This is a genomic window from Pseudomonas sp. GW822-FHT05A08, assembly GCF_058800485.1.
Genome location: NZ_CM179511.1, coordinates 4,834,486 through 4,859,516 on the forward strand (window position 1 = coordinate 4,834,486; position 25,031 = coordinate 4,859,516).

Consider the following 25,031-nt stretch of genomic DNA (forward strand, 5'->3'; position numbering starts at 1 on the left):
TAATGATGGCATTTTGAACACCCTCGACTAGTGTCACTGAAGCAACCACGGGAGCCTGCCCTTCTGCCCCGGTTGCCTGCATCACCACGCCATCGTCTGTATCTGGTCACGGAGACCTTCGATATGCGCATCGCCCTTCTGTTGAGTTTTGTACTCCTCTCCGCTTGCTCCATAACCAACAATAGCGTGCTGAAACTGCAAACCACACGGAACATTGACTATCAATTGCTGGCAAAAGCCCGGACAACGCTAAAACTCGCGCAGATACCCGCCTGTAAAGAAGGTTTCAACATCAACGACGTCGAAGACGGTTACTTCAAAATCCGTAAACGCTGGCAACTGCTCAACAACTGCCTGTACAGCGACCAAGGCCCCAGAAAACTGGTGGTACTGCTCGACGGCACGGAAAACACCAAGGAGGACAACACCAATATCTGGCGCATGTACAACCAGGCGCTCGAGCAGGCCAAGAACGGGACCAGGGTCATTCCCTATTACGACAAGGGTGTGGCCACTAAGATCACCACCCCCTTCGGCGCGGTGTTCGGCAGCGGGGTCAGCCTGAACATCCGCCAAGCCTACCGTTTTCTGATCGAAGCGTACCGACCAGGTGACGAGATCTATATCTTCGGTTTCAGCCGTGGTGCCTTTACCGCACGCTCCTTGAATGGCTTTATCGAAATCGCCGGACTGCCCAAGAACCTGAAAGCCGATGCTCGCGACGACAGTACCCTATGGGGATGGACCGGCCATATGCACGATGTGGTCGAGGACATGTACGACATCTATAAGTCGAGAAACAAAGGTGTGCCTGGTTTCGATGACGATCTACGAGGTCAGGTGAAAGACTATCGAAAGCGCCACAACATCCTGGTCTACGGAGAGGAGCCCAAGGATCAAAACGAAAAGCAGATCGTGGTCAAAGTCATCGGTGTCTTCGATACCGTACCGGCGGTGGGCGCCAACCTGAAGGAAGAGCCCGACGAACATCGCCTGGAGTTGTACGCCGAGCGCGGTTACCACGCCATGTCCCTGGATGAACAACGGGCGTCGTTCCGCCTGCTGCGTTTCGGCCTGCCGCAAACGAAATCACAGGTATTGGAAGAGGTATGGTTTGCCGGCGTTCATGCAGATATAGGAGGCGGTTACCTCAATGATCCGGATGCTGCCAAGTGCGGTGAAAGCCCGTATGCCAAAGGCGGCCAGGGGCTGGAAACCATCCCGCTGCGCTGGATGTTGGCCAACGTCAGTGACGCCGGCATCTTTGCCAATAGCAGCAGTTGGCCAACCGAGTGCATCGGCGGGCCGCTGCACGATGAATTCCACGATGCCACAGGTTTGACCCATGTCGCCTACAAGAAAGCCGGGCTGATTCGTCGCAAACCGGTGGAACGAGACAAGGTCCATGCCAGCGTGTTCCTGAGAATGGATAAACGCGATTTGAAAGCACCTCATCCTCAGCGCGAACCAAAACCCGAATCTCGCTATGACCCGATCAACCTCGGCTACGCCAGGCGCGATCGCTGCCTGAAGGCCGACCTAGCGCGCAACTACAGCATTGTCGGCACCTATGAACCCAACTGTCCGAAAACCAATGGCCTACGCAGAAAAGCCACCAACAACGATGCGGTGATCCTGGAGAGCCCCCAATAAATCGACAGCCAAACACCTCCAATTGCCCCGCGCCAGCCTCGCATCTGCAGGAGCGAGGCTTGCCCGCGATGGGGCCATTACATGCAACCCACTTCTCGCGTCGAACCAGGGTCCGTCATCGCGGGCAAGCCTCGCTCCTACAGAAGATGTTTGCGGTGGTCAGGTTTTTGCTGACGCTGCCTGCGGGCTAAACCGTCGAATCCACTGCCTGCCGCCCACGCAGCTGGCTGGCCAGCGCAACAGACAACGCCATGACCACCAGCCCCGCGGCCAGGGCGAAGGTGAAGCCCATACCACTGCCGACGGCCTCGGCGCTCGCCGTGCTCAGGTCCCCTGTCACCGCGGCGAACACCGCGCCCATCAGCGAGGCGCCGGTGATCAGCCCGAGGTTGCGCGACAGGTTGAGCAGGCCGGAGATCACTCCGCGCTGTTCGGCGCCCACCTCGCTCATCACCGCGGTGTTGTTGGCGGTCTGAAACGTTGCATAGCCCAGGGTGATGACAACGATGGGCGCCAGGTAGCCGCCAATGCCCAGGCTCGCCGGCAGCAACGCCAGCATCAGGCAACCGAGGACCATGGCGCCGAGACCGGCGAGGATCATCGGCCGCACGCCCAAACGATCGGCGATGCGCCCGGCCGGCACGCCGCTCAGCGCGGTGACACAGGGGCCGAGCGACATCGCCAGGCCCACCGTAAAGGTTTCCAGCCCGAGCCCGTGGGCCAGGTAAAAAGGCCCGACCACCAGCGTTGCCATCATCACCGTCGAGACCAGCGCACTCATGGCCAGGCTGCCGCTCAAGGCCGCATCGCGAAACAGCGCCAGGCGTATCAGCGGCGCGGCCACCCGCGCTTCCACCCAGACAAACAGGCCGGCCGCCATCAGCGCCGCCAACAGCAGCCCGGCGTTGAGCAGGCCGAAATGGCCGCGGCCCAGGGTCATGGCCATCCCGTAGGCCAGCAGCGTGAGGGCCAGCAGCAAGGTGCCCAGCGGGTCGAACGCGCCTCGTTCAAGGGCCCGCGCCTGACCAGCAGCCGGCAGATACCGATAAGCCAGCACCCAGGTCAGCCCGCCCAACGGCACGCAGGCCAGGAACAACGCCTGCCAGCCGAACCCGGCGATCAATCCCCCGCCCAGGGACGGGCCGAGGGCGGTGCCGATCGCCGACATCGTGCCCAGCAGGCCCATGGCGCTGCCGGTGCGGGCCTTGCTGACCGTCTCGCCAACCAGGGCCAGGGTCAACGCCATCATGATCGCCGCGCCGACGCCCTGCAGCGCCCGGGCGCCGATCAGCATCCCCAGCGTCGGGGCGGCGGCGCAGAGCATCGAGGCCAGGGTGAACAGCAGGATCCCCACCAGCAGCAGGCGCCGCCGTCCCAGCAAATCGCCGAGCCGGCCGACACTGACGATCAGCGCGGTCATCGCCAGCAGGTAGGCAAGGACCACCCACTGCACCTGCTGGAAGCTCGCCCCGAACGCCTGCACCAGGGTCGGCAAGCCCACATTGGCGATGCTGGTGCCCAGCGACGCCAGCAACATCGACAACGACAGGCTGGCCAGCGCCCAGCCGACTGACACAACGTCCGGTTCTGTTCCGCTACTGACTGGCTTCACTCTGCACTCCCGCTCTGACCCGCGCGAAATGGCGCTGTCGCCAATCTAGCCCGCGGTCTAACATGGCGGAAGACGCAGCCTTTGCAGGTTATTCGTGCGCCTGACGCCATCTCACTTTTGTGCCAGACAGGACCGCCGCCATGTCCACACCCGATCTCAATCTGCTGATCACCCTCGACGTGCTGCTCGCCGAAGGCAGTGTGGCGCGCGCCGCCCAGCGCCTGCGGCTAAGCCCGTCGGCGATGAGCCGGGCCCTGGCGCGCCTGCGCGAAACCACCGGCGATCCGCTGCTGGTGCGCGCCGGCCGCGGCCTGGTGCCGACCCCGCGCGCCCTGGAACTGCGCGAGCGGGTCGGCCATCTGGTGCAGGACGCCGAAGCCATGTTGCGCCCCGTCGAACGGCTCGACCTGCAGCGCCTGGTGCGCACCTTCACCCTGCGCAGCAGCGACGGTTTCGTCGAGAACTTCGGCCCGGCCCTGGTCGCCCGCCTGCGCGCCGAAGCCCCAGGGGTGCGCCTGCATTTCATGCAGAAAACCAGCAAGGACAGCACGCCCCTGCGCGACGGCACGGTCGACCTCGACACCGGCGTGGTGGACGCCAACGCCAGCCCGGAAATCCATACCCGCGCGCTGTTCCGCGATCGTTTTATCGGCGTGGTGCGCAACGGTCATCCGCTGAGCCGCGGGCCGATCAGCGCCGCCCGTTATGCCGCTGGCGAGCATGTGCTGGTATCGCGCCTGGGCCCAGGTCGCGGGCTGGTGGACGATGCGTTGCAGGCGGCGGGCCTGACGCGCGATATCGCCACTGTCGTTGGCGGTTTCTCCGCCGCCCTGGCCCTGGTCCGCGCCTCGGACCTGATCGCCGCCGTCCCCGAGCGCCACACCCACAACCTGCGCAGCGGCCTGCACAGCTTCGCCCTGCCGCTGGCCACGCCGGAAATCACCGTGTCCATGCTCTGGCATCCACGCATGAACAGCGACCCGGCGCATCGCTGGTTGCGCGAGTGCGTGCGGGAGGTGTGTGGAAAGTGAGGTAAAAAACACGGGGACGGATGATCCAAGGCCGTCATCGGGCGCTTTGCGCCATGCTCACCATGGGCGTGCAGGAAGGATCGCGGTAAAAAGCGCTTCAACGATTTCACTACCACTGGAATGACTCTTGTGAACAAGAAAATAGCCACGACGGCTGCCACTCCTGTCAGCCTGGTCGACTTGCTCCGCGGCACCCGGACTATCGACCCCCTGCGACAGTCCATCGGCATGAAGTGGTCGAGCTTCGAACGTTATGGCGCGGCCTTCCAACCGGTATTCGATGGTGCCAAGGCAATCACCCTGAGCAGAGCGGATGTGTTCAGTGCATTCCAGCAGGATCCCCATCTGGGGGCTCTGAGCGCTATCGCCTGGGGCTTCCCGCGTGGCGGGCTGCCGGGCGGCAGAACGCTTCAACACGCACTGAACGCTCTCCCGTTCATTCTCGAGCAGATTGGCCCAGGCGCCACCTTGAACGACGAGCTATACGAGCAGGTCAACTCACTGCCCAACGTCAAGAACGGCATCACCACCAAGTTGCTGCACTTTGGCGGTATCACGACCAGCGAAGGCCATAGGGCACAGATATACGACTCGAGAATACATAAGTACCTCACTCGGACAAGGCCGCAGGAATATGCGTCCCTGACAGCGAAAATGGCCACTTACCGATACGTTCCAACGCCCTCTCAATACCTTGAATACCTGCGAATCACTGAGCAGGTGGCACTTGAGGTCGGGTACAGCGACCCGTCTCGAGTAGAAATCTTCATGTTCAGCAATGCACCTGAGACACGCAAAGCCCGGCACGGAGCCGAGCCCTGATTCGCGGTGCCTTTCACAGTGGTTCGCGAATCACCGCCCTGGCACATTTGCGCTAATCGACCCCCCTCCCCCAGCACCACGGTTGTGCGGCGCGAAGGAAGCGGCCAGGGCTCGCCGAACCGCCCTGTCACGCCTCGGGCATGACCGCCGGCGCAGAATGCTGGCGCAGCGCCCGCAAGCTGCCGCGCAGTTCGGCCGGGCGCACCGGCTTGGACAGGATGGCGATATTGCGGTCGTGCAACGCGGCCTGGATCTTCTCCACCTCATGCCCGGTGAGGATCAGCGCCGGCACCGCCCAGCCGCGCTGCCGGCGCAGGCTGTCGATGCACTCGATGCCCGTGGCGTGGTTGCCCAGGTCATAGTCGGCGACGATGACGTCGCAGTCGCTGACCAGGTCCTTACCGCAAAGCTCGGCCTGGACCACGCAGCCCCAGCGCTCGAGCAAGGCCGAGGTGGCCAGCAGCACGTTGCGATCATCCTCCACCAGGCACACTTTCAAGCCGGTCAGCAGCCCCGCCTGCCGCGCCTCGTCGAGGCTGGCGGCTTGCAACTGCGGTGGCGCCAGGGGCAACCCGTACAGGCTCACCGCCGTGCCGTGGCCCAGCCGCGAACGGATCGCCACCTCGAGCCCCATCAACTGCCCCAGGCGCTTGACGATGGACAGGCCCAGGCCCACGCCTTCGACGTCCTTGTCCCGTAGCTCGCGCACCCGATAGAACTCCTCGAACAGGTTCGGCAGGTGTTCTTCGGCAATCCCCCGGCCCTGGTCATAGATGACGATGGCCAGCCCCGCCCCCCGCTGGCGCACGCCAATCAGCACCGGTCGCCGCGCCGCGTACTTGAAGCAGTTGGATAGCACGTTCTGGACCATGGTGGTGAGCAGCGCCGGGTCCGCCCGGACCCAGTGCGAACAGGGGCGCAGGCGCAGCTCGACCCCAGCCCAGCGTGCGGCTTCGGCGTTCTGCCGCATCTGGTCAGCGAGGAATTCGCCCAAGTGCAGGGTCTGGAAACGGGGTTGCACCCGCCCGTTGTCGAGGGTGTAGAGGTCGAGAATCGAGCGGAACAATTGCGAGACGTTGAGCAGCGAGCGGTCGATGTTGTCCACCAGGCGCCGCTCTTCGTCGCCCAGGCGCGCCTCGCGCAGGCAGGCGGTGAACAGGCCGATGGAGTGGATCGGCTGGCGCAGGTCGTGGCTGGCCTGGGCGAGAAAACGCGACTTTTCCAGGTTGGCGGCAATCGCCTCCTCCGAGGCCTTGCGCGTGCGCTCCAGCAAGATATGGGCGTAGACCGGGATCACCGTGCTGGTGATCATCAGCATCAGCACCATGAAGGGTTGCGCCTGCCACAGCGGCGTCAGGCGATAGACCACCAGCAGCGCCATTAGCGCCAGGGCCGTGGCAATCGCCAGGTAGCGCGAGCCATAGCGCATGCCATTGCCCAGGTTGACCCAGACCATCACCGCGTACAGCGGCAACGCCGCCTCCCCGCCGACCACCAGGCCGAACGAGGTGCCGGTGTAGTCGTGGACCATGCTCAGGATCCGTCGCGCCGGATAATGCCCGGGCCAGTGCACGATGGCCTGGCGCAGGACGATCGACAGCAGCAGGAACAGGACGATATAGATCACGATCGGCAGGTAGGTATCGACCCGCTGCCCGGGCAGGAAACCCAGCACGCCGATATAGGCCACGGCACAGGAACCGACAATAATGCGCAGGTTGGCCTGGTCGAGCTCGGTGTTTTTCTCGAATTTCATGGGGAACATCCTTGTGCGCCAGTCGTCGTACTCGACACGAACCACAGGCAGTTGCCTGGCCCGCTGCTAAAGTAGCTGCCTCAAGGAAAGCTCGACCCAAGGAGAGTCACCCCATGGCATGCCGGATTATCATAGCCGACGATCACCCGCTGTTTCGCGAGGGCATGTTGCGCACGGTCCAGCGCCTGCTGCCGGATGCGCTGATCGAACAGGCCGGCGACCTGGACAGGGTACTCGCCCTGACCCGGGCCGGTGACGAACTGGACACGCTGATCCTCGACCTGCGTTTTCCAGGCCTGACCTGCGTCAGCCAGCTGGCCGAACTGCGCAAGCAATTGCCGCGCACCACCCTGATCGTGGTGTCGATGGTCGATGACCAGACGCTGATCGGCGAGGTCATGGCCGCCGGCGTCGACGGCTTTATCGGCAAGAACATCGCCCCCGACGAGATCGGCCAGGCGGTCCTGGCCATTCGCCAAGGCGAAGTACTGGTCAAGTTCGCCCCTTCCGGCCTGCTGCCGCTGGGCACCGGCGCCACCCTGACCGCGCGCCAGCACGAGGTGCTGCGCCTGATCGCCCAGGGCAAGACCAACAAGGAAATCGCCCGCGAACTGGAGATCTCGCCCTTCACCGTGCGCATCCATGTGTCGTCGCTGCTGCGCATCCTCAATGTGCCATCACGGGCCGCGGCGGCGGTGAAATATTCAGGGGGGCTGTAGCCCGGTTCGTCGCCTGCCGACGCGTGGCCATCCAGGCAGGCCGATACTGTGTGGGTTTCCCTGCTGGCACGTCGTGCGCCCCACCCTTCACCGAGGAACCGGAACATGCCGCTGACCCTGTATTTCCATCCCCTGTCGTCGTTCTGCCACAAGGTGCTGATCGCCCTGTACGAACACGGCATCGCCTTTGAAAAACGCATCATCGACCTGGCCAACGACGCCGACCGGGCCGAGCTGCAAAGCCTGTGGCCGCTGGGCAAGTTCCCGGTCATCCGCGATCACGCCCGGCAGCGCGATGTGCCGGAATCGAGTGTGATCATCGAGTACCTGGATCGGTTTTATCGGGGCCGGCAGCCATTGATTCCGGATGATTGGGACAGCGCGCTGGAGGTCCGGCTGTGGGACCGTTTTTTCGATTGCCATGTCCAGGGGCCGATGCAGCGGATAGTCGCCGATCGCCTGTATGGCACCAATGGGGACCTGAGCCGGGAACGCGCAGCCCTGCTGAGCGCATACACCATGCTCGAACGGCGCCTGGCCTCGAGGACCTGGGTGGCCAGCCCGGACTTCAGCCTGGCCGATTGCGCCGCCGCCCCGGCCTTGTTCTATGCCAGCACGCTGGTGGCCTTTGCCGATGACCATCGCCATTTGCGCGCCTATTTCGAGCGGCTGATACAGCGCCCCTCGTTCCAGCGGGTCATCGACGAAGCCCGTCCCTACTTTGTCCACTACCCGTTTGCCGAGGCCATTGCGCCGCGCTTTCGCTAGCCGCCGAACCAGAGCTGAGGTGATGGGAATATTCCGGGCACACAAAAGCGGGCCGCTTGAGCATCCGGATGGAGCCGAGGCCGTGCCTTGGGGGGAGCGTTTGATAAATAGAGGGAGGGATGAGAGATGGCAGGGGCGGCTGGATTCGAACCAACGCATGGCAGGATCAAAACCTGCTGCCTTACCGCTTGGCGACGCCCCTATCTCTGCTGTTGCTTGCTTTCACTGCAAGCCCCGTGGGGGCCTCTGCAAGAACGCGCGGAAATTTATCAACTTTTTCGTCGTCTGTGAAGTCAAAGATGCATAAATTTGTTTTTAAAACAGCTACTTACTTTTTGGGGCCTGAGTGAGGTAAAAACCGCCGATGCCCGGCAACCGCTATACGGCGGGCGCCAGTCGCCGATCAGCCGCCAACAACGACGGCGAAACCTTTAACGATTCCCCGCCGGCAACTTGGTGCAAAATACCCCGCTCAGGTTGTAGCCCAGCCCCAGTCGCGTCGTGCCGCGCAACGAGAACCAATATGAACACCCATTGTGAGATAAGCGATGTGCCCAAGCCGCCCCAACCCCAGCGCCAGTGTGATGGCAACTTTCACTACATCACCCCTCAGCAGCCGGCGGTAACAGCATGATCGAAGTCACCGAGGTTTCCATTGCCCAACTGCGCGCCGCGCTCGAAGCTGGCCAGACCACGGCGGTCGAACTGGTCCAGGCCTATCTCGCCAGGATCGATGCCTACGACGGCCCCGATACGCCTACCGCCCTCAATGCGGTAGTGGTACGCAACCCCGACGCGCTCAAGGAAGCCCAGACCTCCGACGCCCGCCGGGCCAAGGGTGAAACCCTGGGTCCGCTCGATGGAATACCCTACACCGCCAAGGACAGCTATCTGGTCAAGGGCCTCACCGCGGCTTCCGGCAGCCCCGCCTTCGCCAGGCTGATCGCCTATCGCGACGCGTTCACCATCGAACGGCTGCGCGCCGCCGGGGCGATCTGCCTGGGCAAGACCAATATGCCGCCCATGGCCAACGGCGGCATGCAGCGCGGAGTCTATGGCCGCGCGGAAAGCCCGTACAACGCCGCCTACCTCACCGCACCGTTCGCCTCGGGCTCGTCGAACGGCGCGGGTACCGCCACCGCCGCCAGCTTCGCCGCCTTTGGCCTGGCAGAGGAAACCTGGTCCAGCGGCCGGGGACCTGCCTCGAACAACGGCTTGTGTGCCTATACCCCGTCGCGCGGGGTGATCTCGGTGCGCGGCAACTGGCCGCTGACCCCGACCATGGACGTGGTGGTGCCCTATGCCCGGACCATGGCCGACCTGCTCGAAGTGCTCGACGTGGTGGTCGCCGAGGACCCGGACACCCGTGGCGATCTGTGGCGCCTGCAACCCTGGGTGCCGATTCCCAGCGTGGCCTCGGTGCGCCCGGCGTCCTATCAGGAACTGGCCGCCAGCAGCAGCGCCCTGGCCGGCAAGCGCTTCGGCGTGCCGCGCATGTACATCAACGCCGACCCCGAGGCGGGCACCAGCGAGGCGCCGGGGATCGGTGGCCCGACCGGGCAACGCATCGACACCCGCCCTTCGGTGATCGGCCTCTGGCAGCAGGCGCGCCAGGCGCTCGAAGCCGCCGGCGCCGAGGTGCTCGAAGTGGATTTCCCCCTGGTGTCCAATTGCGAGGGCGATCGCCCCGGCGCGCCGACGGTGTTCAACCGCGGCCTGGTGTCCAAGGAGTTCCTGCACCATGAGTTGTGGGACCTGACCGCCTGGGCCTTCGATGACTTCCTGCAAGCCAACGGCGACCCGCAGCTCAATCGCCTGGTGAACGTCGACGGCCCGCTGATTTTCCCTCACGACCCGGGCACCCTGCCCAATCGCGAAGGCGACCTCGCCGCCGGCATGGACGAGTACGTGAAGATGGCCGAGCGCGGCATCACCCCCTGGGACCAGATCCCCAGCGTGCCCGACGGCCTGCGCGGCCTGGAGAAAACCCGCAAGCTCGACCTCGAGGACTGGATGGACCGTCTCGGCCTTGATGCGGTGATCTTCCCCACCGTGGCCGACGTCGGCCCGGCCAATGCCGATGTCGACCCGGCGTCCGCGGACATTGCCTGGAGCAATGGCGTCTGGGTGGCCAACGGCAACCTCGCCATCCGCCACCTGGGCGTGCCCACGGTCACCGTGCCGATGGGCGTCATGCCGGACATCGGCATGCCTGTCGGGCTGACCTTCGCCGGCCGCGCCTACGACGATTCGAACCTGCTGCGCCTGGCGGCGGCCTACGAGTCCACCGGCAGCAAACGCCTGATCCCGCCGCGCACTCCGGCGTTGCTGGCAGGCGAATAATCGGCGGGTAAACAAGCAAGGGCGGGATGGAGCATGACCAGCTCCAATCCCACCCGCTAACAGCGCGCTTGAACACCGAGCCCCATCCGTGGCCTGTTCCAAGGCAGCGCCGCGCCTCTGCTTCCTTCAGCTACTTGCGTGGCTGGGTGGTCGAGAAGATATAGCGTGCAAAACGCCATTGGCCATCGCTTTCTCGATGCAACAGGAAAACCTCCTGATTGCCTTCACTGCTGGCAGGCTGATCCCCCTTCAGCAACTTCACCGTACCGTTGGAACGGGTCCGGGCGAACGCCCAGTCCCGTGACAGCGGTTGGATTTCATCGATGGTGAAACGCACGTCGAGCCTGAGCAGGTCGAAGATCTGCCGATACGCCGCGCGTATCGCGTCACTTCCCACGGCCGGCGGGCTGTTCTGCGGCATAAACACCGCGTCGCCGGCATACAGGGTCATGACGTGGTCAAGGTCGGATGCGTTCAACGCCGTTTCATAGCGCTTGAGCTGTTGGGTGACCGCCGCCGTCACGCCTGTCTCGGCGGCTGGCTGGGCAGCCTGGGCAGCCAGGGGCAGCAACAGGCTGGCAAGCACCAATGTGATCAATCGAATACCCATGATGTTCTCCTTGAGATCAAAGCACGACGACGAGCTTGCCCAGTGCGCGATCGCTTTCTATCAGGCGATGCGCCTCGCGGACTTCGTCAAAGGCAAAGGTTCGGGTATGGATGGACGGTATGCGCTGGGCGGCGAGTTCCTTGGCCAGCCACGGCAGCGGAGTGTCCTGCAGGGGTAGGGCCGGCGTACCGAACAAGCCGCTCGGGAAGAAGTTCAGACGCACGCCCGCGGGCAGGTCCTGCATCAGGTGGAACTGCTCCAGAATCGGCGCGCCGCCGAACAGCCCGATCACGCTCACCGCACCGAAGGGGCGCAGGGTCTTGAGGGTATCTCGCAGTGTGGGCGCGCCAACGACTTCCAGGGCCGCATCGACCCCAGCAGACGCGATTTCGCGGATGCGCGGGGCGATATCGCCGTTGTCGACCACCACCACGTCGGCCCCTGCCTGGTAAAGGCGCTGGCTGTTTTCCGGGTTGCGGGTGGTGGCGATGACTTTTAATCCACGAGCCTTGGCATAGGTGATGGCGGCCAGGCCAACCGATGAGGTGCCTCCGCGAACCAGCAAGGTCTGGCCCTTCTGGATGCCCAGGCTCTTGTCCAGCGCACCCCATACCGTGAGGTAGGCCTCCGGCAGCGTAGCCAGTTGTTCCCAGGACAAAGAAGTGTCATCCAGCGCAATCACGTTGCTGCGTAGCACCGTCACCTGCTCGGCGTAGCTGCCATTGCGGGTGAACTGCATGCCGCCCATGGCCGTGACCACCCGCTGGCCCGTGCGCAACAGACCCGAGGGGTCCTGGATGACTTCACCTACCGCCTCGATGCCCGGCACCCGAGGTGCGCTGATGGCGCCCATCTTGCCAGCGCGCAGATAGGTTTCGGCGCGGTTGAGACCAAAGGCGCGGACGCGGATCTGAACTTCGTCGGCCGTCGGCTCGGGGGACGGGATATCCCGCAATTGCAGGACTTGCGGGCCACCGGTCTGTTCGATCACATAAGCTTTCATGCTGGAATTCCTCAAGTACGCTGTGGGTCGGAGCGATTGCCGTCAAGGCAGTGGCGTCACTATCCTTCAAGCGAAACTGGAAGATAATCCACACAACAGATAGGCTTCCTCTCATAAACGAGAGGATCAGCCATGGACTTCAACGCCGTCCGGATGTTTGTCAGCGTGGCGCAGGCCGGCAGCCTTTCCGCCGCCGCCGAGCGCCTGGAGATTCCCCTGCCCACCTTGAGCCGACGCATTCGCGAGCTCGAACAGCAGCTGAAAGTGCAACTGCTCGAACGCTCGGTACGGGGCACCAAGCTCACCGACTCGGGGGCGCGCCTGTACGAACACGCCAGCCGCGGTATCGAGGCGCTGATCGAAGGGGAACAGGCGGTGATCAGCGATCAGGCCCTGTTGAAAGGCCGCTTGCGGCTGTCGTTGCCGCCCTCGTTCGAACCCTGGTGGGATGTGCTGTCGGCGTTCCAGCGCCGCTACCCGCAGGTCGAGGTCAGCGTCCATACCACGGAGCGACGCATCGACCTCATCGAAGACGGCGTGGATGTGGCGTTACGGGTCGGCGCGATTACCCATGAGACCATGGTCGCCCGCCGCCTGCTGAGCTATCGCCACCTGCTGGTAGCCAGCCCGGCGTTGCTTGAGCGGCTGGGCCCGCCCCGCAGCGTCGAGGCGCTGAATGCTTACCCCTGCGGAGTCTGGAGCCAGGGCAGCCCGGGGACCTGGCAGTTGGGAGAGGTGGCCTTCAAGCCCAGGGCCATGCTCGCCACCAACGACTATGCGCACCTGCGCAGCCGGGCGCTGGCCGGTGACCTGGTGACGGAACTGCCGCCCTTCCTCGCGGCGCGTGCCATCCGCGAAGGCCGGCTGCTGGCGCTGCTGCCCGACTATCCCTTGCCCGAGCAGCAAATCAATCTGCTCTACCCGTCCCACCGTCACCCCTCGGCCATCGTGCGGGCGTACCTGGACTTCTCCCAGGGGTACATGGGCTACCTGACAGACGTGTCGTCCACTCAGCAGTGATTCGCTCCTGAAGGGCCCAGGCACGACCCGAATCGATCAGCCCTCCTCCAGCCGCTCCCGCAGGAACTCGATAAAGCGCTGGGTCTTCGCCGGCAGCAGGCGGGTTTCGGTGAGCGCGTAGACAGGGATGGGGCTGGCTTGCCACTGCGGCATTACCCTGCACAGGCTGCCGTTGGCCAGCTCCTCGGCGACTATGCCTTGCGCCAGCACGGCGATGCCCAGGTCGAGCGTCGCCAGGCGGCGGATCAGGCCCACGCTGTTGAGCTGGAAGCGCCCGCCCACCTCGATCTCCAGCGTTTCGCCTGGACGGGACAGCGTCCAGTTGTCGGCTTTGGGCGAGCGCAGGCGCAGGCATTCATGCCCCGCCAGATCTTGCGGATGAGCCGGCTCGCCGAACCGTTCGAGATAAGCCGGTGAGGCGTACAAAAAGCGCGGCAGGCTGGCGAGCTTGCGCGCGATCAGGTTCGAGCTCGGTGGCTCGCCCATGCGAATGACCACATCGACCGGCTCGCTGATCAAATCGACCTGGCGCGGCGTCAGGTCGAAATCGAAGCTGATGCCCGGGTAACGGCCGGCGAACTCGGCGATCAGCGGCGCCAGGTAGATGGTGGCGAAATCCACCGGCAGCGAGGCGCGCAACAGGCCGCTGGGCCGCGCCAGCATTTCCCCCAGTTGCTCGTGGGCGAGCCGGGCCTCCTCGACGATGCGCTTGCAGCGCTCGAAGTACAGTTGCCCCGCCTCGGTCAGTTCGATCTTGCGAGTGGTGCGGTGCAGCAGCCGCAGGCCGATGGCCTTCTCCAGGCCGCTGATGCGCCGCGACAAGGTCGAGTTCGGCATCTCCATCGCTTGCGCCGCGCGGCGGAAACTGCGCGCCTTCACCACCTCGACGAACAGCGCCATATCGTTCAGAAACTCCACGCCGATTGCTCCACTAATGGATCAGTCATTTCAATTTAGACGGATTTATCCCGACTTTGGATTGATCGATGATAACCACATCGCCCATTGAGGAGCACTGCCATGAGTTCGCTTTTTTCCCCCGTCCAAGTAGGTCGCCACCACTTGTCCAACCGCCTGGTCATGGCGCCCATGACCCGTTCCCGCGCCGATGATGCCGGGGTGCCCAGCGAGTTGGCGGTGACCTATTACGCCCAGCGCGCCGGCGCCGGCCTGATCGTTTCCGAGGGGGTATTCCCCGCCGCCCTGGGCAAGGGCTACGTGCGTACCCCGGGGATCGAAACCGCGGCACAGGTGGCGGCCTGGAAGCAGGTCAGCACGGCGGTGCACGCGCGCGGCGGGAAGATCTTCATGCAACTGATGCACTGCGGGCGCATCTCTCACCCTTCGCTGCTGCCTGAAGGCGCCCTGCCCCTGGCCCCTTCAGCGATCAGGCCGGCGGGCCAGACCTGGACCGCGACCGGCCTGCAGGACTTCGTCACCCCCCATGCACTGAGCGTGGAAGAAATCGCCACAGTGGTCGCGGGCTATCGGCAGGCCGCACGCCTGGCCATCGAGGCGGGTTTCGACGGGGTCGAGCTGCATGGCGCCTCGGGTTATCTGCCGGAACAGTTCCTCTCGTCCGGCAGCAACCAGCGCAGCGATGCCTACGGCGGCTCGGTGGAGAACCGCGCGCGTTTTGTCCTCGAGGTACTGGCGGCGGTGACAGCGGAAATCGGCGGTGACCGGGTTGGCCTGAAGATCTCGCCGGAAATGAACTTCAACGACATCACCGATGCCAACCCGCAACAGACCTACCGCTACCTGGTGGAGCAGTTGCGCGGACTCGACCTGGCCTACCTGCACGTGGCCCTGTTCGGCGCCAGCGTCGACTACCACGCCCTGTTGCACCCACTGTTCGACGGCCGCTACCTGATCGGTGGCGGGCTCGACCAGCAGGCCGCTGAAACGCTGCTCGCCGATGGCCGGGCCGACGCCGTGGTGTTTGGCGCGGCCTTCCTCGCCAACCCGGACCTGCCCGAGCGTTTCCGCCGGGGCGCCGAGCTGAATGCACCGCACAAGGAGACCTTCTACAGCCCGGGCGCGCAAGGCTATACCGACTACCCGAACCTGGGCGCCTGAGGACACCGCCATGACCCATATCGCACGCCTGCAACGGATGAACCACGGCAGCCACTTCCGTGCCTTCACCCTGCGCGGTGGCCAGCCCGCCACGTCCATCGACCCCTTCCTCGCGGTCGACCACGCCTGGACCAGCGGGCCGACGTTCCCGCCGCACCCCCATGCCGGTTTTTCCGCGGTGTCCTACCTGTTCCTCGACTCCGAGACCGGGATCGACAACCGCGACTCCCTGGGCAACCGCAACCTGATCCAGCCCGGCGGCCTGCACTGGACCGCCGCGGGCACGGGCGTGGTGCATGAAGAAGTGCCCACCGAGACAGGCAAGACCGTGCACATGCTGCAGGTGTTCATCAACCTGCCACTGCACCTGCAGGGCGGCGCGCCGTTCGTCTTCAGCCTCGAAGCCGAGGACGTGCCGGTGGTGCAGTTACCGGGGGTGAAAGTCCGGGTGCCACTGGGCCGCTTCGCGGATCTCCATTCGCCGCTGTCGCTGCCCACCGAGGTCAGCTTGCTGGACATCTCCCTGGAGCCAGGCGCGCAGGTGACGGTGCCGATCGCGGCCGGCCATGGCGCCTTCGTGATGCCGATCGACGGTGAACTGTCGGTCGATGGCCAGCCCTTCGACCTAATGCACGCCCGACTGCCAGTGAGCCTGCCACAACCCGAAGAACGCCAGCTCAGCCTGCGGGCGGACCAGGGGCCGGCGAAGGCGGTGCTGTTTTCCGGCCGCCCCCTGGGGCAACCGGTGTATTGGCAGGGGCCGCTGGCCCTTGCCTCGCAAGAGGCGCTGGCCGCGGCCGTCGAGGCCTACCAGCGCGGCGCGTTCGGCACGCTGCAAGCGCGCTGATCGCCCTAGATCAACCCCGGGGCGCAAGCGCCCAATCTCACCTACCAGGAGCACCATCATGTCCTACGAAAAATTCAGTGCCGAAAATGCCGCCCTACTGTTGATCGACCACCAAGTGGGGACCATGGGCTGGGTGAAATCCATTCCCTTCGAAGAGATGAAACGCAACGCGCTGATGCTCGCCAAGGCCGCCAGTATCCTGCAACTGCCGGTGGTCCTGACTTCGAGCATGGAGGAATACGCCCAGGGGCCACTGCTGAGCGAACTGGAACAGATCCTGCCCGGCGAGTTCGCCGCCCGCGTCAAGCGCCTGGGGATCGTCAACGCCATGGACGATGACAACTTCGCCAAGGCGGTCCAGGCCACCGGTCGCAAGAAACTGATCATTGCCGGGGTCACCAATGACGTCTGCACGGTGTACCCGGCCCTGAGCCTGGTGCGCGATGGCTATGAGGTGCAGGTGGTGGCTGACGCCGGCGGTTCACCCAGCGCCATGGCCGATGACATCGCCCTGCGCCGGATGGACAAGGGCGGCGTGACCCTGACCAGTACCAACCAGCTGATCGCCGAACTCGCGGGAAGCTGGGCGACGCCACAAGGCGGTCAACTGGTGCAGGTACTGATGACCGCGCTGCAAGGCTGAGTCGCGCGAAAAACGATCACCAGAACGGCGCCAGGCGGTTCTGGCGATCCGCATTGGCGCCCTCCCCGTCCGCACGCTCTGCGCCCAGGGAAACACCTGGTCTTCAGACCGTCTTCAGCCCTCCTGCACGGTCCCCAACAGCCATTCCTTGAACGCCAGCATCGCCGGGCTTTGCGCCCTGGACTGCAAGCGGGTCAGCCAATAGCTGCCGGTGGTGATGCCCAGCGCGAACGGCTGGACGATGCTGCCGGCGTGCAACTGCCGGGAGAACATCAGCGGCGGCGCCAGGGCCACGCCTATACCCTGCTGCGCGGCTTCCATCATGCCCAGGGACGAGTCGAAGACGATGCTGCGCGCAGGCAGGGTGCTGGCCGGCAAGCCGGCGGCGCTGAACCATTCCGGCCATTCGTCGGTGCGGTAGGAGCGCAGCAGGGTCTGGCCGAGCAGGTCGGCGGGGCTGCGCAGCTGCCGAGCCAGTTCCGGCACGCAGAGCACCGACAGCGGTGCTTCCAATAGCTGGACAGCATCGGTGCCGTGCCAGGCGCCGTTGCCGAAGCGGATGGCGTAGTCCAGGCCTTCGGCGGCGACGTCGACCCGGTTGTTGTGGGTCGACAGGCGCAGGTCGATAAACGGGTGGCGGGCCTGGAAGTCCTCCAGGCGCGGCAACAACCAGCCGACGGCAAAGGTGCCGACCGCGCCGACGCTGAGCATTTCGCGGTAGTGCCCGCCTTCGAAGCGGCCGAGTGTTTCGGCGATGCGGTCGAAACACTCGCACAGCACCGGTAGCAGGGTTTCGCCCTCGCTGGTCAGCATCAGCCCGCGGGGCAGGCGCTTGAACAGGGTCACGTTGAGCTGGGCCTCAAGGCTTTTCACCTGATGACTGACCGCCGCCTGGGTCACGCACAGCTCGATGGCCGCGCGGGTAAAACTCAAATGCCGCGCCGAGGCCTCGAAGGCGCGCAGGGCATTCAGCGGCAGATGGGGTCGGATCATGACCACTCCCTAGTTTTTCTAATGGCTCCTGCGAAATATCGTCGTTTGCCGATCCTTCGCCGACCGCCTACATTGAGCCGGCTCGCAGCGCCCTGCTCCCTGACTGCAAGGGCAGGCGCTGGCAAAAGCCGCTCGGAGTGTAGCGGCCATCACCCTGCAAAATCATGGAATGCCAGCCCATCATGCACAACAAAAACCTAGCCCTATCCGGATTTTTCACCATTTCCCTGCTGCTCTCCGGCGCCAGCGCCTGCCTGGCCGCCAGCCAGCCGGACAGCGCGCTCAAACCCCTGGTCGACGCGGCGATCCGGCCGTTGATGCAACAACAGGACATCGCCGGGATGGCGGTGGCCATCACTCTCAAGGGCCAGCCCCATTACTTTAACTACGGCCTGGCCTCCAAAGAAGGGAAAAAGGCCGTCGACGCCGACACGCTGTTCGAGGTCGGGTCGGTGAGCAAGCTCTTCACCGCGACCCTGGGGGCCTATGCCCAGGCCAGCGGCAAGCTGTCCCTGAACGACCCGGCCAGCCGCTACCTGCCGGCGTTGAAAGGCAGCGCCTTCGAGCACATCAGCCTGTTGCAACTGGGGACCTACAGCGCCGGCGGCCTGCCGTTGCAGTTCCCGGAACAATGGGACAGCCAGGACAAGATGCTCGGCTACTACCAGGGCTGGAAACCGGCCTTTGCCCCCGGCGCCCAGCGCCTGTACTCGAACCCGAGCATCGGTCTGTTCGGCTACCTGGCCGCGCAAAGCCTGGGGCAGCCCTTCGAGCAATTGATGGAGCAGCGGCTGTTCCCGCAGCTGGGCCTGCAGCACAGCTATATCCAGGTACCGAAGTCACAGATGGACCATTACGCCCAGGGCTACGGCAAGGACGGCAAGCCGGTGCGGGTCGGCCCCGGCGCCCTGGATGCCGAGGCCTACGGGGTCAAGACCAGCGCCGCCGACCTGCTGCGTTTCGTCCAGGCCAACCTCAAGCCCGAGTCGCTGGCGCAACCCTGGCCGCAGGCCATCGCCCTCACCCACACCGGCTATTACCAGGTCGAGGGCATGACCCAGGGCCTGGGCTGGGAACTCTATCCTTACCCGCTCAGCCTGGACGCCCTGCTGGCCGGCAACTCGTCACAGATGGCCTTCGAACCGCACCCGACCCGCTGGTTCACCCCGCCCCAGGCACCGCGGGCCGATACCCTGCTGAACAAGACCGGTTCCACCGGCGGTTTCGGCGCCTATGTGCTGTTCGTGCCCGGCAAGGACATCGGCCTGGTGCTGCTGGCGAACAAGAACTACCCCAACGCCGAACGGGTCAAGGTCGCCCATGCCCTGCTCAAGGCACTGGATGACGCGCAACCCTGAGAACAACAGCGACCGGATCGGTTAACGGGCCGGTCGCTGGAGTGGCCAGGAGCGCGTCGCAGCCATGACAACGCGCTCCACGACGATGATCGGCGCTGGATAAAAGCCGCGGAACGCGCCATCCTCCGCGTCTTTTTTCCGCGCAGCCCCTGGGGCGCACGTTTTTCCAAGGAAACCCTCCATGCACAACCAGCCGCTCAGCCCCGCCGAGTTCGAATTCATCGAAGACACCCTGCTCAAGTATGGCGACGACCACTCCGTGCTCAACCTGGCCGAGCTCGACGGTTTTTGCACCGCCCTGGTGTCCGGCCCGGCCCAGGTGGACATCGCCGAATGGTTCCCGGCCATCTGGGGCGGGCAGAACCCGGACTGGCAGGACCCCGAGGAGTGCAAGCGCTTCATCGAGCTGAGCGTGCGCCATCTGAACGCCCTCGCCACGGCGCTGGCGAATGACTCGGCGAGTTTTCAGCCGCGTTTCGAACAGACCGAGCATCAGGACCAGCCGCTGACGCTGGCGGAAGAATGGTGTTTCGGCTACATCCGCGCCATGGCCGTGAGCAACTGGCCCGAGCTGCCCGCCGCCCAGGCCGCCCAGCTGCAAGCCATCATCACCTGCGCCGAACAGGACAACTTCGAACTGCCGGCCGACCTCGATCTGGCTCAGCATCGCCAGACCGTGGCCAGCGTCGAACAGGCCGCCCGTGGGCTGCACGATTACTGGTTGGCGCAACGCTGAGAGAGGCCTGGGGGTGGGTCCATCACGGCCCACCCCAAGTGTGCGCACTCAAACCGCAAAAACACAAAAGCCTCCCGCAGGAGGCTCTTGGCTCGACCCGCCAGCGCGGGGTCAGAACGCCAGTTTGTAGCCGATGGAAAACAGCATGAGCGCCAGGAACGGCCGCAGCAGTTCGTCCGAGACGCGGCCGGTCATGTGGCTGCCGAGCCAGATCCCCGGCAGCGAGCCCATCAGCAGAAAGCCCAGCAGTTGCCAGTCCATGTTGCCCATGCTCGCGTGCCCCAGACCGGCGACCAGGGTCAGCGGCACGGCGTGGGCGATTTCAGTGCCGACCAGGCGCTTGGTGGCGAGGAAGGGATAAAGGATGAACAGCGCCACGGTGCCCAGGGCACCGGCGCCGATGGAGGTCAGGGCGACCATGGTGCCCAGGACCACGCCGGTGACCACCGTCAGGCCGTTGAGGCTGGAATCCTTCAGGTGGTAGTGATCGCCGGCATGCTTCTGGGCAAATGCCAGGAGCTTTTTCTTGAACAGGATCGCCAGAGCGGTAAGCAGCAGTACAAATCCCAAGGCCTGCTTGATCACGCTGTTCAGCGCTTGCGGATCGGTGTGCAGGCTCTTGAGGAACCACAGGGTGGCCAGCACCGCGGGCACACTGCCCAGGGTCAGCCAGCCGGTGATCTTCCAGTCGATGTTGCGGTTTTTCTGATGGACCAGCACACCACCGGACTTGGTGATGGCGGCGTACAGCAGGTCGGTGCCGACAGCGGTCGCCGGGTTGATACCAAACCACAACAGGATCGGGGTCATCAGCGACCCGCCTCCCACCCCCGTCATCCCCACGATGAAACCCACCAACAGGCCCGCGATTACAAAACCAAAATTACCCACATCCATCAATAAGCCCTACGCATCAACCGCGGCCAGGTAAAAAACTGGCGGCAGCATAGCGCTAATGCTTATGTCCATTTATATAAATAAAATCTAACGTTATAACTCTTTGCCTTTTTGCCATGTATTCAGCGCATACAACCCGCGGATTGCATGCACCCATCACATGCCGAGATTGGCTCGGAAACGGCCGGGGAAAACCTTCGAAACCGCGCGCCCTTTGCAGGTCATTTTGCTAGCGGAATCCGCTTCACCGCTTCGATCCAGTCCGGATTCAAGCGCTTCTGCTCGGTGTCCATGCCCAGGGCTTGCATCCGCTCCTTGTGCCGGTCGATCTCATGCACCACCTGGCTCAACGCGCTGGAGTTGGCATCCAGCTGGTGCATCTGGGTCAGGCCCAGGTGGTAGAAGCGCAGCAGTTTTATCGCTGTCGGGTCCTGGGCCTCGACACCCGCGGTGACGTGGTGCATGACGTTGGTCACGCTCATCAGGCTGCGCTTGAGCTGCCAGCCGTAGACCGCTGCGGCCATCCACGGCTGCGACCAGAAGCGCACGCGCATCAGCACCATGCTCAGCACCAGCCCGGCCAGCACGCCGGCGACATTGAGCTTGAAGTTATCGCCGCCCGGCGTGCCGAACAGCAGCACCGCGGCGCTGGACAGCAGCATGGCCAGGGACAGGAAAATCAGGGCAATGAACAGGGTACTGCGGCGGGTCTGCTGACGAAAAAGCTCGGGGTTCTGCGGCTGGATCTCGAACATGGCGACGGTGCGCTCGCATGATGGACAGGCCGGCATTATCACCCTGCCCGCACCCGGAGATGGCGAATAAATCCACGCTGCGACAATCCACCTCGGCCACCGGGGCGTGCCGTCGGAGCCAAGCAGAGATTGGGCGGGATGCGGATCGAGCATGCCGGGCGTCGAATGGCATGCCCGACGCGGACAAATGGACCGGCCCCTGGCGGAGCCGGTCCTCGTGGCTCAGGCCACCTGGCCCTTGGCCTGTTGCTCCAGGTGCAGTTGCAGCTCGGGGTCGATCCGCAGCGCCGCCGCCAGTTCGTCCAGATAACTGCGCTCGGCGTCCTGCTGATCGTCCACCAGCATCACGCTGGCCAGGTACATTTCCGCCGCCATGCCCGGCTCGCCCGCGGCCGACTGGGCCACGTCGGCGGCGTCCAGGGGACGTGCGACTTCGTCGTCGAGCCATTGCTGCAATTGCGGGTCATCGGTGTGACGGCCGATCTCGGCGCTGATCAGTTGTTTTTCCTGCTCGTCGATGCGGCCATCGGCCTTGGCCGCGGCGATCAGGGCACGGAGGATCGCATGGCTGTGTTCTTCGACTTCCGGGCCGGCCAGCTGGTCGACGGTACGCAACGCCTGTTGCGGCGCCGCCGATTGCTGCTGGCGCTGCCAGGCCTGATAAGCTTGGAACGCCATCATCCCCAGGGAGGCCAGCGCCGCGTAGTTCGCGCCACCGCCGGAACGGCCCTGCGGGGCTCCACCGGAAGCCGCGCCGCCCAACCCGGAACCGCCCAGCAAGCCGCCCAGCAGACCACCCAGCCCGCCGGCCGGCGCTCCGCCGCCGCTGCTACCGCCCAGCAGACCACCGAGCAAGCCACCCAGGCCTCCCAGGCCATCCTGCGGTGCCGAAGCCCCGCCACCCTGCTGCGTCATCGAAGCCTGGCCGGCGCGCAGCAACTGTTCAAGCAAATCACTGGTGTTCATGGCATCGCTCTCTTCGGGCAGTTATTCAGATTGCCAACAATAGTCTTCGCCACGCATTGCGCCAACTGCTTCCGCTTGGGCCCTGATTCCTTCTCGCCAGACGCCGCGCTGGCGGCCCACTCCATCCGCCAGCCGACGGCCAGTGAGCCCGGGAATCAGGCCTGGGGCATTTTGCGGAAACCTACCGCCAGGCGGTTCCAGCTGTTGATGGTGGCGATGGCCAGGCTCAGGTCGACCTGTTCGCTGGGGCTGAACTGGCTGCTCAGCAGCTCGTAGTCGGCATCCGGCGCGTGGGTTTCGCTGACCCGGGTCAGGGACTCGGTCCAGGCCAGGGCGGCCCGTTCGCGGTCGGTGAAGAACGGCGCTTCGCGCCAGACCGAGACCGCGTACAGGCGGCGCTCGGTTTCCCCGCTCTTGCGCGCGTCGGCGGTGTGCATGTCGACGCAGAAGGCACAGCCGTTGATCTGCGAGGCGCGCAGCTTCACCAGCTCGATCAGCGACTTTTCCAGGGGCAGTTTCGATACCGCGGTTTCCAGCGCGATCATGGCTTTGAGGGCGTCTGGCGAAGCGGTGTAGAAGTCGATACGCGGTTGCATGGTGTGGCTCCAGATCAAATGAATGTGGCGCTACGTTAAGCCCGGGCCCGGTCCCGACCAATAACCAATTGCGGCTAAGACCAGGTGACCAATGTCCCCCCCTCTTGCGTAGGAGCGCAGCTTGCGCGCGATCCGCGCAGCGGCCATTCACCGACGACGCTATCGCGCGCAAGCTGCGCGCCTGCAGGGGGCGTGCATGGACGCTCAGGCGCGCCGGCGCAGCCACTGCATAAAGCCTTTTTTCACCGCCGGCCGCGGGCTTTCCTGGGTCAGGGTCTGGGCGATGTGCTGGCGGAAATCCAGGAGGTTTTTCATCGCGTCGCTGATGTCGCGCCGCGCATCCAGGCACGGCTTGAGGTATTCGTTTTCGATGCGGTACAGGGTGCAGAAGGTCTTGGCCGAGAAGTCCGCCGCGGTCGCCTGATCGGCGACCCCCGCCTCGCCTATCACTTCGCCCGGCCCCATGCGCCCGGCCTCGAAGGGCTTGCCATCGCGGATCAGGCTGACCGAGACCACCCCCGATTCGATGATCAGCAGGTGATCGCTGACCTCGCCCGCCGGCAGGATGGTCTCGCCGGCGCGGAAGGTCTGCAGGGTCATGTTCTGGCTGAAGGTTTCCTTCTCTTCCTGGCGCAGGGTGGAGAAGATGCTCGAGCTGTCCAGCAGCGCCCGCGGGCGCGACAGGTGGGCCGCCACGCTGCTTTCACCGCTGGACAACAGATTGACGCCGGACGCCTGCAAGTGCCGGAAGGCTAGGTCGAACAACTGGTTGCGCACTTCGCGCTTCTGGCCCATGGAGGCCACGAAACCGCTGATCTCGTACTCCACCCCGGCGTTGCCCGAGCTTTTCAGGGCCACGCTGGGGGCCGGCTTGGGGAGCAGGAAACGGCAACCGAGCATGGCCCGTTCCAGCGCTTCGATCACCGTTTGCGGCCGCGCATGGGGGCTGACCTGGAGGCTGATGGAAAGCCCGTGCATATCGGCGGGACGGCTGAAGTTGATGATCTTGGCCTTGGCCGCCAGGGAATTGGGGATCACCGCCATGCTGCCCTGGGAGGTCTGCAGCCGGGTGGCGCGCCAGTCGATGTCGGTGACCCGGCCTTCGGTGCCGTCGATGGAGATCCAGTCATCGAGCTGATACGGCTTGGTGGTGTTCAGCACGATGCCGGAGAACACGTCGCTGAGGGTGCTTTGCAGCGCCAGGCCGACAATGATCGCCACCGCGCCGGAGGTGGCCAGCACGCCCTTGACCGGCAGCTCCAGCACATAGGCCATGGCGGCGATGATGGCGATCAGGAAAATCACCGCCCCCATCAAGTCCTGCAACAGCCGCCCGGTATGCCCGACCCGCTGCATCATCAGGGTGCCGAGCAACACCGTCAGGGTCCGCGCGCCGAACAGCCACCAACCGATCTGCAACCCGGTGGCGGCCAGGTGCAGCGGCACGTCCTCCGGCCAGGGCGCCGCCTGCATCGGGTTCAGGCCCTGGTTGAACAGCAGCACGCTGTACAGGGTGAAGATCAGCACCCGCACCAGCAGCTTCCAGTAACCGCCCCGCGCGCCGATCAGGCGCCACAGCAGCATGTCCAGCAGGATCAGGACCAGCGCGGCGAACAGCGGGTGGTCGGCGAACAGGTTCGGCATCAAGCAACTCCAGCACGGTCAGAGGCGCGACAATCTCACACAAGCGACCTTGCAGGTATAGCCGCAGAAACAAAAACAGGGGCCTCATGGGAGGCCCCTGCCTGCAACGATGTCGCTCACTCTGTAGCCGCTGCCGAGCCCGCGAGGCTGCGAGCGCCCCCGCAGGGGGCGCAGGACCTT

At 64.6% G+C, this 25,031-nt stretch carries 23 protein-coding genes and 1 tRNA gene; 12 read left to right on the top strand and 12 right to left on the bottom strand.

The window, feature by feature from the left end:
* Positions 1 to 123 precede the first annotated feature (123 nt).
* Complete coding sequence (locus AC3RCP_RS21670; protein WP_101338577.1) at positions 124 to 1,653, top strand: phospholipase effector Tle1 domain-containing protein; 1,530 nt, start codon at positions 124 to 126, stop codon at positions 1,651 to 1,653.
* 187 nt (positions 1,654 to 1,840) lie between these two features.
* Here the strand turns inward: AC3RCP_RS21670 and AC3RCP_RS21675 are convergent, their stop codons facing one another.
* Entirely contained in the window at positions 1,841 to 3,265 is a 1,425-nt protein-coding gene (locus AC3RCP_RS21675) for an MFS transporter (protein ID WP_492570886.1), read from the bottom strand.
* Between the two features lie 140 nt (positions 3,266 to 3,405).
* Between AC3RCP_RS21675 and AC3RCP_RS21680 the strand changes: the two genes are divergently transcribed.
* Together AC3RCP_RS21680 and AC3RCP_RS21685 are read left to right on the top strand one after the other, a co-directional pair.
* Positions 3,406 to 4,296 carry a LysR family transcriptional regulator gene (locus AC3RCP_RS21680; RefSeq protein ID WP_101338579.1) on the top strand — a complete coding sequence of 297 codons (891 nt, stop codon included), beginning with the start codon at positions 3,406 to 3,408 and terminating at the stop codon, positions 4,294 to 4,296.
* Positions 4,297 to 4,416: 120 nt separating this feature from the next.
* Positions 4,417 to 5,118 carry an 8-oxoguanine DNA glycosylase OGG fold protein gene (locus tag AC3RCP_RS21685; RefSeq protein ID WP_007927903.1) on the top strand — a complete coding sequence of 234 codons (702 nt, stop codon included), beginning with the start codon at positions 4,417 to 4,419 and terminating at the stop codon, positions 5,116 to 5,118.
* A 127-nt stretch (positions 5,119 to 5,245) separates the two neighbouring features.
* Here AC3RCP_RS21685 and AC3RCP_RS21690 read toward each other — a convergent pair whose 3' ends face one another.
* Positions 5,246 to 6,874, bottom strand: a complete 1,629-nt coding sequence (locus tag AC3RCP_RS21690; RefSeq protein WP_101338580.1) for a hybrid sensor histidine kinase/response regulator — start codon at positions 6,872 to 6,874, stop codon at positions 5,246 to 5,248.
* Between the two features lie 113 nt (positions 6,875 to 6,987).
* On the opposite strand from AC3RCP_RS21690, the gene AC3RCP_RS21695 reads away from it, so the two are divergent.
* Together AC3RCP_RS21695 and AC3RCP_RS21700 are read left to right on the top strand one after the other, a co-directional pair.
* Positions 6,988 to 7,593, top strand: coding sequence for a LuxR C-terminal-related transcriptional regulator (locus tag AC3RCP_RS21695; RefSeq protein ID WP_007927901.1), 606 nt, complete (start codon positions 6,988 to 6,990; stop codon positions 7,591 to 7,593).
* A gap of 105 nt (positions 7,594 to 7,698) precedes the next feature.
* On the top strand, positions 7,699 to 8,361 hold the full coding sequence (locus AC3RCP_RS21700; RefSeq protein WP_101338581.1) for a glutathione S-transferase family protein: 663 nt from the start codon (positions 7,699 to 7,701) through the stop codon (positions 8,359 to 8,361).
* Between the two features lie 127 nt (positions 8,362 to 8,488).
* Here AC3RCP_RS21700 and AC3RCP_RS21705 read toward each other — a convergent pair.
* Positions 8,489 to 8,563: transfer RNA gene (locus tag AC3RCP_RS21705), tRNA-Gln, on the bottom strand.
* 428 nt (positions 8,564 to 8,991) lie between these two features.
* Between AC3RCP_RS21705 and AC3RCP_RS21710 the strand changes: the two genes are divergently transcribed.
* Positions 8,992 to 10,704 carry an amidase gene (locus AC3RCP_RS21710; protein WP_492570885.1) on the top strand — a complete coding sequence of 571 codons (1,713 nt, stop codon included), beginning with the start codon at positions 8,992 to 8,994 and terminating at the stop codon, positions 10,702 to 10,704.
* 130 nt (positions 10,705 to 10,834) lie between these two features.
* On the opposite strand, the gene AC3RCP_RS21715 is transcribed toward AC3RCP_RS21710, so the two are convergent.
* Together AC3RCP_RS21715 and AC3RCP_RS21720 are read right to left on the bottom strand one after the other, a co-directional pair.
* Complete coding sequence (locus AC3RCP_RS21715) at positions 10,835 to 11,314, bottom strand: YybH family protein (RefSeq protein WP_101338583.1); 480 nt, start codon at positions 11,312 to 11,314, stop codon at positions 10,835 to 10,837.
* A 16-nt stretch (positions 11,315 to 11,330) separates the two neighbouring features.
* On the bottom strand, positions 11,331 to 12,317 hold the full coding sequence (locus tag AC3RCP_RS21720; protein WP_492570884.1) for a zinc-binding dehydrogenase: 987 nt from the start codon (positions 12,315 to 12,317) through the stop codon (positions 11,331 to 11,333).
* Positions 12,318 to 12,449: 132 nt separating this feature from the next.
* Here AC3RCP_RS21720 and AC3RCP_RS21725 point away from each other — a divergent pair, with 132 nt between their 5' ends.
* A complete protein-coding gene (locus AC3RCP_RS21725; RefSeq protein ID WP_101338584.1) occupies positions 12,450 to 13,337 on the top strand; it encodes a LysR family transcriptional regulator in 888 nt (295 codons plus the stop codon).
* A gap of 36 nt (positions 13,338 to 13,373) precedes the next feature.
* Here the strand turns inward: AC3RCP_RS21725 and AC3RCP_RS21730 are convergent, their stop codons facing one another.
* The gene (locus AC3RCP_RS21730; protein WP_053261993.1) at positions 13,374 to 14,255 is read right to left on the bottom strand and encodes a LysR family transcriptional regulator; all 882 of its coding nucleotides are present in this window, start codon (positions 14,253 to 14,255) and stop codon (positions 13,374 to 13,376) included.
* 102 nt (positions 14,256 to 14,357) lie between these two features.
* Between AC3RCP_RS21730 and AC3RCP_RS21735 the strand changes: the two genes are divergently transcribed.
* The 3 genes from AC3RCP_RS21735 to AC3RCP_RS21745 are packed head-to-tail and all read left to right on the top strand — an operon-like array spanning position 14,358 to position 16,906.
* Positions 14,358 to 15,416, top strand: a complete 1,059-nt coding sequence (locus tag AC3RCP_RS21735) for an alkene reductase (protein ID WP_102680647.1) — start codon at positions 14,358 to 14,360, stop codon at positions 15,414 to 15,416.
* A gap of 10 nt (positions 15,417 to 15,426) precedes the next feature.
* On the top strand, positions 15,427 to 16,263 hold the full coding sequence (locus tag AC3RCP_RS21740) for a pirin family protein (protein ID WP_101338586.1): 837 nt from the start codon (positions 15,427 to 15,429) through the stop codon (positions 16,261 to 16,263).
* 58 nt (positions 16,264 to 16,321) lie between these two features.
* Positions 16,322 to 16,906, top strand: a complete 585-nt coding sequence (locus tag AC3RCP_RS21745; RefSeq protein WP_101338587.1) for an isochorismatase family protein — start codon at positions 16,322 to 16,324, stop codon at positions 16,904 to 16,906.
* A 114-nt stretch (positions 16,907 to 17,020) separates the two neighbouring features.
* On the opposite strand, the gene AC3RCP_RS21750 is transcribed toward AC3RCP_RS21745, so the two are convergent.
* Positions 17,021 to 17,899: a LysR family transcriptional regulator gene (locus AC3RCP_RS21750; RefSeq protein WP_101338588.1), complete on the bottom strand. Its 879-nt coding sequence runs from the start codon at positions 17,897 to 17,899 to the stop codon at positions 17,021 to 17,023.
* A 182-nt stretch (positions 17,900 to 18,081) separates the two neighbouring features.
* On the opposite strand from AC3RCP_RS21750, the gene ampC reads away from it, so the two are divergent.
* Positions 18,082 to 19,257 (top strand): class C beta-lactamase, encoded by a 1,176-nt coding sequence (gene ampC, locus AC3RCP_RS21755; protein WP_492570882.1) that lies wholly within the window; start codon positions 18,082 to 18,084, stop codon positions 19,255 to 19,257.
* 181 nt (positions 19,258 to 19,438) lie between these two features.
* Positions 19,439 to 19,993 carry a UPF0149 family protein gene (locus AC3RCP_RS21760; protein ID WP_492570881.1) on the top strand — a complete coding sequence of 185 codons (555 nt, stop codon included), beginning with the start codon at positions 19,439 to 19,441 and terminating at the stop codon, positions 19,991 to 19,993.
* Between the two features lie 111 nt (positions 19,994 to 20,104).
* On the opposite strand, the gene AC3RCP_RS21765 is transcribed toward AC3RCP_RS21760, so the two are convergent.
* The 5 genes from AC3RCP_RS21765 to AC3RCP_RS21785 form a co-directional block, all read right to left on the bottom strand.
* Entirely contained in the window at positions 20,105 to 20,890 is a 786-nt protein-coding gene (locus AC3RCP_RS21765; RefSeq protein WP_037004885.1) for a sulfite exporter TauE/SafE family protein, read from the bottom strand.
* A 221-nt stretch (positions 20,891 to 21,111) separates the two neighbouring features.
* Positions 21,112 to 21,645 (bottom strand): DUF3087 family protein, encoded by a 534-nt coding sequence (locus AC3RCP_RS21770; RefSeq protein WP_492571086.1) that lies wholly within the window; start codon positions 21,643 to 21,645, stop codon positions 21,112 to 21,114.
* A 222-nt stretch (positions 21,646 to 21,867) separates the two neighbouring features.
* A complete protein-coding gene (locus AC3RCP_RS21775) occupies positions 21,868 to 22,611 on the bottom strand; it encodes a tellurite resistance TerB family protein (protein WP_492570880.1) in 744 nt (247 codons plus the stop codon).
* 155 nt (positions 22,612 to 22,766) lie between these two features.
* The gene (locus AC3RCP_RS21780) at positions 22,767 to 23,207 is read right to left on the bottom strand and encodes a carboxymuconolactone decarboxylase family protein (RefSeq protein WP_007927880.1); all 441 of its coding nucleotides are present in this window, start codon (positions 23,205 to 23,207) and stop codon (positions 22,767 to 22,769) included.
* Between the two features lie 204 nt (positions 23,208 to 23,411).
* On the bottom strand, positions 23,412 to 24,851 hold the full coding sequence (locus AC3RCP_RS21785; protein ID WP_492570879.1) for a mechanosensitive ion channel domain-containing protein: 1,440 nt from the start codon (positions 24,849 to 24,851) through the stop codon (positions 23,412 to 23,414).
* Positions 24,852 to 25,031 lie beyond the last annotated feature (180 nt).

Excerpts from the sequence above, each read along its gene's own strand:
- AC3RCP_RS21690 (WP_101338580.1), bottom strand. The coding sequence starts at position 6,874 with ATGAAATTCGAGAAAAACACCGAGCTCGACCAGGCCAACCTGCGCATT.
- AC3RCP_RS21695 (WP_007927901.1), top strand. The coding sequence starts at position 6,988 with ATGGCATGCCGGATTATCATAGCCGACGATCACCCGCTGTTTCGCGAG.
- AC3RCP_RS21775 (WP_492570880.1), bottom strand. The coding sequence starts at position 22,611 with ATGAACACCAGTGATTTGCTTGAACAGTTGCTGCGCGCCGGCCAGGCT.
- AC3RCP_RS21780 (WP_007927880.1), bottom strand. The coding sequence starts at position 23,207 with ATGCAACCGCGTATCGACTTCTACACCGCTTCGCCAGACGCCCTCAAA.
- AC3RCP_RS21750 (WP_101338588.1), bottom strand. The coding sequence starts at position 17,899 with ATGATCCGACCCCATCTGCCGCTGAATGCCCTGCGCGCCTTCGAGGCC.
- AC3RCP_RS21725 (WP_101338584.1), top strand. The coding sequence starts at position 12,450 with ATGGACTTCAACGCCGTCCGGATGTTTGTCAGCGTGGCGCAGGCCGGC.
- AC3RCP_RS21670 (WP_101338577.1), top strand. The coding sequence starts at position 124 with ATGCGCATCGCCCTTCTGTTGAGTTTTGTACTCCTCTCCGCTTGCTCC.
- ampC (WP_492570882.1), top strand. The coding sequence starts at position 18,082 with ATGCACAACAAAAACCTAGCCCTATCCGGATTTTTCACCATTTCCCTG.
- AC3RCP_RS21765 (WP_037004885.1), bottom strand. The coding sequence starts at position 20,890 with ATGGATGTGGGTAATTTTGGTTTTGTAATCGCGGGCCTGTTGGTGGGT.
- AC3RCP_RS21760 (WP_492570881.1), top strand. The coding sequence starts at position 19,439 with ATGCACAACCAGCCGCTCAGCCCCGCCGAGTTCGAATTCATCGAAGAC.
- AC3RCP_RS21735 (WP_102680647.1), top strand. The coding sequence starts at position 14,358 with ATGAGTTCGCTTTTTTCCCCCGTCCAAGTAGGTCGCCACCACTTGTCC.
- AC3RCP_RS21680 (WP_101338579.1), top strand. The coding sequence starts at position 3,406 with ATGTCCACACCCGATCTCAATCTGCTGATCACCCTCGACGTGCTGCTC.
- AC3RCP_RS21715 (WP_101338583.1), bottom strand. The coding sequence starts at position 11,314 with ATGGGTATTCGATTGATCACATTGGTGCTTGCCAGCCTGTTGCTGCCC.
- AC3RCP_RS21710 (WP_492570885.1), top strand. The coding sequence starts at position 8,992 with ATGATCGAAGTCACCGAGGTTTCCATTGCCCAACTGCGCGCCGCGCTC.
- AC3RCP_RS21720 (WP_492570884.1), bottom strand. The coding sequence starts at position 12,317 with ATGAAAGCTTATGTGATCGAACAGACCGGTGGCCCGCAAGTCCTGCAA.
- AC3RCP_RS21700 (WP_101338581.1), top strand. The coding sequence starts at position 7,699 with ATGCCGCTGACCCTGTATTTCCATCCCCTGTCGTCGTTCTGCCACAAG.
- AC3RCP_RS21785 (WP_492570879.1), bottom strand. The coding sequence starts at position 24,851 with ATGCCGAACCTGTTCGCCGACCACCCGCTGTTCGCCGCGCTGGTCCTG.
- AC3RCP_RS21685 (WP_007927903.1), top strand. The coding sequence starts at position 4,417 with ATGACTCTTGTGAACAAGAAAATAGCCACGACGGCTGCCACTCCTGTC.
- AC3RCP_RS21745 (WP_101338587.1), top strand. The coding sequence starts at position 16,322 with ATGTCCTACGAAAAATTCAGTGCCGAAAATGCCGCCCTACTGTTGATC.
- AC3RCP_RS21770 (WP_492571086.1), bottom strand. The coding sequence starts at position 21,645 with ATGTTCGAGATCCAGCCGCAGAACCCCGAGCTTTTTCGTCAGCAGACC.
- AC3RCP_RS21740 (WP_101338586.1), top strand. The coding sequence starts at position 15,427 with ATGACCCATATCGCACGCCTGCAACGGATGAACCACGGCAGCCACTTC.